Source organism: Bacillus sp. MBGLi79 (genome assembly GCF_002953915.1).
The window spans coordinates 4,296,070-4,304,741 of record NZ_CP026521.1; the positions used below are offsets into that span (position 1 = coordinate 4,296,070).

The 8,672-nt window shown below is 47.1% G+C and carries 8 protein-coding genes and 2 pseudogenes; 4 read left to right on the forward strand and 6 right to left on the reverse strand.

What is annotated here, in order from left to right; translation table 11 throughout:
* Positions 1-81 (forward strand): annotated as a pseudogene (locus C1T29_RS21910) (GNAT family N-acetyltransferase); the annotation flags it as partial.
* A 73-nt stretch (positions 82-154) separates the two neighbouring features.
* Here C1T29_RS21910 and C1T29_RS21915 read toward each other — a convergent pair.
* Positions 155-324, reverse strand: a pseudogene (locus tag C1T29_RS21915) (SOS response-associated peptidase family protein); the annotation flags it as partial.
* 69 nt (positions 325-393) lie between these two features.
* A complete protein-coding gene (locus C1T29_RS21920) occupies positions 394-795 on the reverse strand; it encodes an Rrf2 family transcriptional regulator (RefSeq protein ID WP_020453242.1) in 402 nt (133 codons plus the stop codon).
* Between the two features lie 175 nt (positions 796-970).
* Here C1T29_RS21920 and C1T29_RS21925 point away from each other — a divergent pair, with 175 nt between their 5' ends.
* Positions 971-1,354, forward strand: coding sequence for a GRAM domain-containing protein (locus C1T29_RS21925; protein ID WP_231516520.1), 384 nt, complete (start codon positions 971-973; stop codon positions 1,352-1,354).
* Between the two features lie 38 nt (positions 1,355-1,392).
* On the opposite strand, the gene C1T29_RS21930 is transcribed toward C1T29_RS21925, so the two are convergent.
* From C1T29_RS21930 to fdhD, 3 genes are all read right to left on the reverse strand, one after another.
* The gene (locus C1T29_RS21930; RefSeq protein WP_023857096.1) at positions 1,393-1,872 is read right to left on the reverse strand and encodes a hypothetical protein; all 480 of its coding nucleotides are present in this window, start codon (positions 1,870-1,872) and stop codon (positions 1,393-1,395) included.
* 152 nt (positions 1,873-2,024) lie between these two features.
* On the reverse strand, positions 2,025-3,050 hold the full coding sequence (moaA, locus tag C1T29_RS21935; protein ID WP_023857094.1) for a GTP 3',8-cyclase MoaA: 1,026 nt from the start codon (positions 3,048-3,050) through the stop codon (positions 2,025-2,027).
* Between the two features lie 14 nt (positions 3,051-3,064).
* On the reverse strand, positions 3,065-3,856 hold the full coding sequence (fdhD, locus tag C1T29_RS21940) for a formate dehydrogenase accessory sulfurtransferase FdhD (protein ID WP_103749408.1): 792 nt from the start codon (positions 3,854-3,856) through the stop codon (positions 3,065-3,067).
* 266 nt (positions 3,857-4,122) lie between these two features.
* On the opposite strand from fdhD, the gene C1T29_RS21945 reads away from it, so the two are divergent.
* Together C1T29_RS21945 and C1T29_RS21950 are read left to right on the forward strand one after the other, a co-directional pair.
* Complete coding sequence (locus tag C1T29_RS21945; protein WP_103749409.1) at positions 4,123-5,385, forward strand: L-lactate MFS transporter; 1,263 nt, start codon at positions 4,123-4,125, stop codon at positions 5,383-5,385.
* Between the two features lie 33 nt (positions 5,386-5,418).
* Positions 5,419-7,770, forward strand: coding sequence for an FdhF/YdeP family oxidoreductase (locus tag C1T29_RS21950; protein WP_103749410.1), 2,352 nt, complete (start codon positions 5,419-5,421; stop codon positions 7,768-7,770).
* Between the two features lie 50 nt (positions 7,771-7,820).
* On the opposite strand, the gene C1T29_RS21955 is transcribed toward C1T29_RS21950, so the two are convergent.
* Complete coding sequence (locus C1T29_RS21955; protein ID WP_043054609.1) at positions 7,821-8,477, reverse strand: VWA domain-containing protein; 657 nt, start codon at positions 8,475-8,477, stop codon at positions 7,821-7,823.
* Positions 8,478-8,672: the final 195 nt, after the last annotated feature.

The following is an 8,672-nucleotide window of genomic DNA, read 5'->3' on the forward strand; positions in this document are numbered from 1 at the left end:
TTTTTTAAAAAGTGTATTCCAAAAGGCAATGAGTGGTGGGATGAATATTATTACGCTATTTTAAAGGAAGAGTGGAATTGAACGATGTTGAATTGGCGATACAACAAAATATCACCGATTACTTAGAACATAGTAGCTAAGCGAAGGTGATATATTAAGCGATATGCTTCCCTACATCAACATCATATGGCTGCAGCAAGCTTTGTAGATATGCAGTTTTAGGTGAGCCCTCCCTTTTCATTCTCATCAGTAAGGATAACCGGCATACGATCATGAATGTCCACCATAGGCCTCATAAGGCTGTGTTGTGATGATTGTGGATGTGTCATCAATAATATTTCCTTATTTGTAACAAAATAAGTTACATGTTGATGATGAAACATCATCTCTTATTTAAAAGAGATGAGTTAAGACGTCTTTAAGAGACTTGCTGGCCAATTCGTTCTCCATCGCCTGCTGAACGCTGTGAAACGTTTGGTCAAGCGTTGTTTGAATTTGTCTTCCAACCGGACAGTTTGGATTCGGCTTGTCATGAATCGCAAACAATTCCTCTTGCGGCTGAACCGCGCGGTAAATATCCAGCAGAGATATATCTTCAGGATCTCTTTTCAGGGTTGCCCCGGCCACTCCCGGCCGCGACGTCAGAATACCGCCTTTTTTGAGCTGGCTGATCATGCGTCTGATCACAACCGGGTTCGTATTGACGCTCCCGGCGATCATTTCCGAAGATTCCCGCGGGTTTGCAGCGATTAAAGACAAAATATGAATGGCCACTGAAAGACGGGTGTTCACCATAAGTTTTCACCACCGATGTAAATATTATAGTTACAGGATAAGTTTTTTGTCAACTATTATCATATCCTTAATAATCGTAAGAATAAATAAAATTTTTTTCAAACCACCTTCATGTCTCACTTTGGAACTTTTTCATAGGATCTTTCGTATTGATTGATGAAAGGAGTGTTTTTCAATGAAAGAGATAGCAGAAGGAAAAGCAGCTTTGGATGTTCGGCTTGAGCCGAATGAAGAGATCAGATCTATTATTCTGTGCACTTATAACGCGAGACTGTCTGCACGTTACACTCCTTACAGAGGCGTGCTTGCGGCCACTGACAGGCGGCTCATGTTTTATTCTTCTCTGTTTGGCGCCCCTTTTCACCTTGACATCCGCTATGATACCATCTCCTCGTTCCGCCGCGAAAAAGGGCTGATAACAGGAGGCGATCACCTCGTCGTGATGAACGACGGGGATCGGGAAGCATTTCAATATTTTAGCGGCTGTGATCCTTTGGAAACATTCATCGAATCCGTTCGAAAGCTAAGGAAACTGCCTGAAGACATCATGCATGTCTGAAAAACGCCGGCTTCGGGTTGTGCCCGCAGCCGGCATACTCAATTATTAATCTCGTACTTCTCCCCATATCTCAGCACTTTATAAATTGCCATTCCATCAGATAGATGATTTTCGGAATATCTCACGGGAATCAGAGCAAAAAATACATAATAGGTTGAAAAATAAACAAACTGGTAGAAAAAAATATTTTCGGGTATGATGTCTTTGATAATCAGCAGATTGACAATAAAAATAGACGCTAAATTAAACAGCGATCCGCCGGCATAAATCATCGCATTCGTAAAACGGTTATCGTATTTCAGATCTCCGTATTTGCAGAAGGAATCCATGAAGTAAACACTTCTGATTTGCACAGGGCCGATTTTCAGCAATTTTTTGCCCATCCCGATTTCAAGCGAAGATTTCCCGCCGAACAACACCGCCATGACGCTGTGGCCCAAGACATGAAGCACCGACACGGCGGGAAAAACGATCAAGAACGACCAGAAGAATTTGACAATATCCTGCAGTCCGAACATTCAATCATCCTTTCTGTTTCAGCCCATGTTTTTTAAAGAATTTCCGCTTTTCCCCCCGTATCAAACCTGTCAATATGCAAGTCAAGCCGGCCTCTGAAGCATGAAAAAAACCGCCCATCTTTTCAATGGACGGCTCTCTCCAAGGCGGTCAATTATCCTCCTATATAGGACATTTCAACCTTTTTCCGCGGAGCCGCTTTTGAAAGAGCGCGGTCGAGCGAATACTGGTCATCGCGATTCCGCCAGACGGTGCCGATCGCCTTTGCCAGCTCCTGATCGGTCTGCCCGCTTCTGATCAGAGTTCTTAAATCAAACCCGCTCGATGCGAAAAGACATGTGAAAAGCTCGCCTTTCGCTGATAGTCTTGCTCTGTTGCACGTGCTGCAAAAAGCATCGGATACAGAAGAGATAAAACCGATTTCTCCTGAACCGTCCAGATATCCGTACCGTTTGGCGACTTCTCCTTTGTAGTTCGGGTCGATCGGTTCAACCGGCATGTCTTCATTGATGATCCGGATGATATCCGCTTTTGTCACCACTGACTGACGGTTCCATTCATTTGTGTTTCCGACATCCATAAACTCAATAAACCGCAAAATATGGCCTTTTTCTTTAAAATAGCGGGCCATCGGCAAAATATCCTTTTCATTGACCCCTTTTTGGACGACCATGTTGATCTTGACGCCGAGTCCGGCCTCTTTCGCCGCTTCAATTCCGGCCAGCACCTTGCTGACGGAGACGCCTCTGCCGTTGATCGCTTTGAAACGCTCGTCATCCAGGGAATCCAGGCTGACCGTGACCCGTTTCAGCCCCGCTTTTTTCAGCTTGTCAGCGTAAACCGGCAGCAGGACGCCATTCGTCGTCATCGCAATATCGCGAATCCCTTTGATCTCCGCAAGCTTCCCGACTAATTCCGGCATATCTTTTCTCATCAACGGCTCGCCGCCGGTGAGGCGGATTTTTTCCACCCCGAACTGATGAACAAACAGCTTGGCCAATCGTTCAAGCTCTTCAAAGGACAACAGTTCGCCTTTTGGCAAAAACGGATAATCCTGTCCAAAGATTTCGGCAGGCATGCAATACGTACATCTTAAGTTGCAGCGGTCGGTGACAGAAATTCTTAAATCCCGAAGCGGCCGGCTTTTCTGATCCAAAACTTGTTCACTGTTGTTGTTCACGCCTGTTGCCTCCTTTATGTTAACTGAATTCGCTCGTGATGCGTATATACATTAAATGACCGGTTCCTGGCAAAACCAATCGTCATGATATTCAGCTCCTCTGCCATTTGAATGGCCAGCTCGGTCGGCGCCGACTTGGAAATGACCGCGGAAACCCCAATTTTTGCGGCTTTAAGCAGCACTTCCGAAGAAATTCTGCCGCTGAACACGATCAGCTTGTCGCGCACAGGGACCTGGTGAAGCAGACAATATCCGTACAATTTATCAAGCGCATTATGTCTTCCGATATCAGATCTGACTGCAATCAGCTTGTCAGTGCTGCACAAAGCGGCATTATGAACGCCCCCCGTATGGCGAAAAAGCTTGCTGTTTTTCTGCATGTCGCGCATCAGCGCCAAACAGTTCTCAGGCGTAATGGTCACGCCGTCAATCGCCGTTTTTGCGGTTTTGACGTCCTGCTGGAAATAAAAATGCCGCCCTTTTCCGCAGCAGGAGCCGATCACCCGCTTCGTGTAATCCTTCAGTACCAGCTTTTTTGAGCTGACAAGGTCGACATATGCGAATCCGAGACTTTCATCTATTGTAAACCTTTTAATCTCATTTTTAAATCGGATCACACCTTCAGACGCGAGAAATCCGATCACCAGTTCTTCCAGGCTGTCCGGCGAACAAACAAGCGTGACAAATTCCTCACCGTTCACCATGACAGTCAGGGGGAATTCCGTTGCCATCTGATCTTCTTGCTGTGTCATCTCTCCATTATCATAACGGAAAATGTTTCGGCTTGTTGTGATGTTTTTCCCCATGAATAAATCCCGCCCCTTTGTTTCTTATCATATCTATTACTATACTCGTCTATCATGCCGTTTCACAACCGTCAGGTCAAATTTGGAAGCTTCATCTTGTTGATAGCTTGAAAACATGATATTATTTTTTAAAAGTTCAAAAAATATACACTTTTCAAACAGACTGCCTTTCTTCGCAGCAACCCCGGAAACCGCTTTCAAACAATCGCTCCCCGGCAGCCTTCTGTCTTTATGACAAGCCTTTCTTTTCCACAGGAGGTTCTCGCATGAAAAAAGTGAAAAATAGGTGGCTCATTGCTTTATGTGCTGTAGGTATTCATTTGTCTATCGGGTCTGTATACGCATGGAGCGTCTTTACAAACCCGCTCGCTGAAACCTTCGGCTGGAGCCTCAGCCAGATCAGCCTGACGTTCAGCATCGCTATTTTATTTCTCGGTCTTTCAGCCGCATTTTTGGGGCACTTCGTCGAAAAGCACGGCCCTAAAAAAGCAGGCATGCTCGCCGCGCTTTTCTTCGGAGCTGGCGTGACGTTTTCAGGCTTCGCCGTTCAGATCGGCTCCCTTCCCCTGCTTTATTTGTTTTACGGCGTCTTCGGGGGAATCGGACTCGGCGTCGGCTATATTACGCCCGTATCTTCGCTTGTTAAATGGTTTCCTGACCGCCGCGGCTTGGCTACGGGGCTTGCCATTATGGGATTCGGATTTGCGGCCTTGATCAGCAGCCCGATCATGCAGATGCTGATCTCAGCGGTCGGTATAGCCAATACCTTTTTTATTCTCGGCATTTGCTACTTTTTTGTGATGATGCTGTCTTCGCTTTACCTCGCTCCGCCGGAAGACGGCTGGAAGCCTGAAGGATTTTCAACCGAAAAAAACGGAAAGGCGCAAAGCGCCGATATTTCCCAACTGACGGCAAATGAAGCCATTAAAACGAAACGCTTTTATTATTTATGGCTGATGCTTTTTATTAATGTTACGTGCGGAATCGCCATCATATCCATCGCTTCACCGCTGGCGCAGGAAAGTGCGGGCATGTCCGCCGCCGCTGCCGCCGCGCTCGTCGGCGTTTTAGGCGGATTTAACGGTTTTGGCCGCATCGGGTGGGCATCCGTATCTGATTACATCGGCCGGCCGAATACGTATACCGTCTTTTTCGCTGTACAGCTGATCGCCTTTCCGCTTTTGCCGTTTATTTCCGACAAGGCCGTCTTCTCTGTTTTGATGGCATTGATCTATACGTGCTATGGAGGCGGGTTTGCCGCAATTCCGGCTTATATCGGGGATTTGTTCGGAACAAAGCAGCTCGGTGCAATTCACGGATACATTTTAACGGCATGGGCGGCGGCAGGACTTGCGGGCCCGATGTTCTCTTCTTGGGTGCGTGATGCAACAGGAAGCTACAGCCAGAGCCTGACGGTTTTCGCAGCACTGTTCGCCATCGGCCTGTTCATTTCGATCTTCATTAGAACCGACATTAAACAGTTGCGAAAAAAAGCAGCGGTTCATGTCTCAAACTCGATAAAAGGATGATCTGGCAGTATCCGCTGGAAAGGAGAGAATGGAATGGGAAAAACAAAGCATGAAGGTCCGATGAAGCTGAATAAAAAGCCCGCGCCAAAACTGTGGGCGTCTTGGGCGCCGCTGGGACTCGGAAAGGTAAAGCCAAAGCATATCAGAGATACGATGAAAACGGCGTGGGACAATAAAGACAACCTTTCGTACGCCTACAGAATTTTGACGCAAGGCGTGTGCGACGGCTGTGCGCTCGGTGTATCCGGGCTCCGTGATCAGACGCTCACAGGGCCTCATCTATGCACGACGCGGCTGAACGTCCTCCGCTTAAATACGATGCCTGCGATCGAGGACAAATGGCTGTCCGCCGACATTGAACAGCTGAGAAAGCTGGATAGCACCGAGCTGAGAAAGCTCGGACGTATCCCTTATCCGCTGTCGAGAAAAAAAGGAGAACGGTCGTTTTCGAGAATTTCATGGGACGAAGCACTCAGCCGAATCGCGGACAAAATCAAATCGATTGATAAACGACAGCTCGCCTTTTATTTAACGGCCAGGGGTATTACGAATGAGGTATACTATACAGCCGCAAAAGCGGCTCGGTTTATCGGCACAAACAACATTGACAACGCCTCGCGGATCTGCCACTCGCCAAGCAAAACGGCTTTAAAAAGGTCCCTTGGCATCGGCGCCTCAAGCTGCAGCTACCGAGACTGGATCGGGACGGATGTCCTCGTCTTCTGGGGATCTGTCGCCGCCAATAACCAGCCGGTGTCAACAAAATACATGTATGCCGCCAAAAAAGCGGGAACAAAAATCATTATGATCAACCCGTACCTGGAACCTTCGATGGAGAAATACTGGATTCCATCGATAGCTGAGAGCGCCCTTTTCGGCACCAAAATCACTGATGACGTATACCAAGTCAATATCGGCGGCGACATTGCCTTTATGAACGGGGTAATGAAGCACTGGTTTGAAATGGAACGGGAGGCCCCCGGTTCAAGCATTGACCGCGCTTTTATCGAAGCACACACAAACGGATTCAATGAGCTTAAACAGCATATCGAAAAACAAAATTGGAAGACGCTTGAAGAGTCATCCGGCATATCGAAAGATAGAATGAAAGAATTCGCCATCTTGCTGGCCCGGGCGAAAACCGGCGTTTTCATTTGGAGCATGGGACTCACACAGCACCGTTTTGCGACCGACAACATTTCACAGGTGGCAAATCTCGCCCTTTTACAAGGATTCATCGGCAGAAAGCATTGCGGCCTTATGCCGATCAGAGGGCACAGCGGTGTGCAGGGTTCTGGCGAAATGGGTGCCGATCCTTTCGTCCTGCCAGGCGGTGATTTTGACGAAGAAACTACCGCACGGATCGAGAAGATTTGGGGCTTCCGTATACCGACTTGGCAAGGCGATACGATCGGCCAGACAATCGAAAACATGCTGCTGCCGAACGAAAGCGAAAGAAAAGTAAAAGTGTTTTATACAAGCGGAGGCAACTTTTTGGAAACGATGCCGAACCCCGATTTTATCAAAAAAGCATTACAGGAAGTTGAGATGAGAGTCCATCAGGACATCATCTTCAATACTTCCACCCTTGTCGATGCCAAAGAAGAAGTTATCATTCTCCCCGCAATGACAAGATATGAACAGCCTGGCGGAGGAACCTCGACCAGTACGGAACGGATGGTCTATTTCAGCCCTGAAATTAAAGGACCGCGCATCGGAGAAGCCCGTTCTGAATGGGAAATTTATATGGATCTTGCCAAACGGGTTCGGCCCGCAGACAAAGAACTGATCCATTTTGACGACGCTGCAGAAATCCGTGAAGAAATCGCTGCTGCCAACCGGAATTATGACGGGATTCAGCATTTAAAAAAACGCGGAGATGTCTTTCAATGGGGCGGCACCTGGCTTTGTGAAGGCGGGATGTGTCCGACGGCAGACGGTAAGGGTAACCTGATCTCCGTCGATCTTCCTGAAAACAGACAAACTGAAGGACGCTTCCTCGTGACGACAAGGAGGGGAAAACAGTTCAACTCGATGATTTATAGTGAAAAAGATCCTTTCAACGCGGCAGATCGCCGGGATGTCATGATCAATCCAAAAGATGCCAAGGAGCTTTATATTCAAGATGGAGAAGCGATCGTTCTATTCAACCGCTACGGAACTTTCCAAGGCCGGGCAAAATATGCCACCGTACAACGCGGAAACACGGCGGTCTACTGGCCGGAAGGAAATGTCCTGATCCCTAAAGGCGTATACGAAAACCATGCCCGTATTCCGGAATACAACACGGCGGTCATGATTGAAAAGGCGGAGATTTTCCATTCAAGAAAAGATCCGCGCTATGCAGAAAAACGAATCGAAGAACTCGAAATGTCGACAGATTAGCTTAACAGAAGGTCGGGACGGCACTGCGGCCGTCCCGCTCTCGTACGGAGTTACTGAGACAGTTTTACGCCTTCTTCTTTCCATACCTTTTTAAAATCAGAAGCTGAGTCGGCTTCAATCAATTTTCCGCCGCCAGCAGCAGCTACTTTTTTAAGCTTAGCTTTTTCTTTCACGGTTTTCACATCAAGTCCAACAATGTTGACGATTGTTTTAATGTTGGATTTGCGCAGATCTTTCGCTGCCTGAACAGGGTCTCCTCCGCATGTTTCTTCACCGTCTGTCACGATGTAAACATAATTCTTACCATCTTTATCGGCAAGATCTTCTTTTACATCATAAAGAGATTTTGCAATCGGAGACCAGCCTGTAGGCTTAATTCCGCTTAAAGCGTTTTCGAACGAGTTGGAAGAAAACGGCTGCAGATCATAGACGGTTTCCGTCGTACCGCAAGATAGTTCTTTTCCGGAGTTTTTATTGTTGCCTTTATGTCCGAACACATTCAGCATAACATTCGCATCGCTTGAAAGCAGGTCAGCAAAGTCGGTTACGGATTCTTTGGCAATATCAAATTTTCTTTCTCCTTCAACCTTTTGTGCCATGCTGCCGCTTGCATCAAGCACAACTGCAACATTGACATCTTTTTTGCTGTTGTCCGCATTTCCGTCTTCAGCCGCGAAAGCAGCAGCCGGAGCCAATGACAAAAGCATGGTGAACGTTGTTAACAGAGTAAACCTTTTTTTCACCTTTCTCACTTTCCTTTCCGCACTTTTTTTCGGACCGAACTTCCGCATGAGATCTAGTCCACCAACATCGTAAAAGAAGGCTTGATAGAAATAAATAGGCCGGATCTCCTTTTCAAATTCACAAATTCTTCATAATCCTTACGATAATCGACCGACACT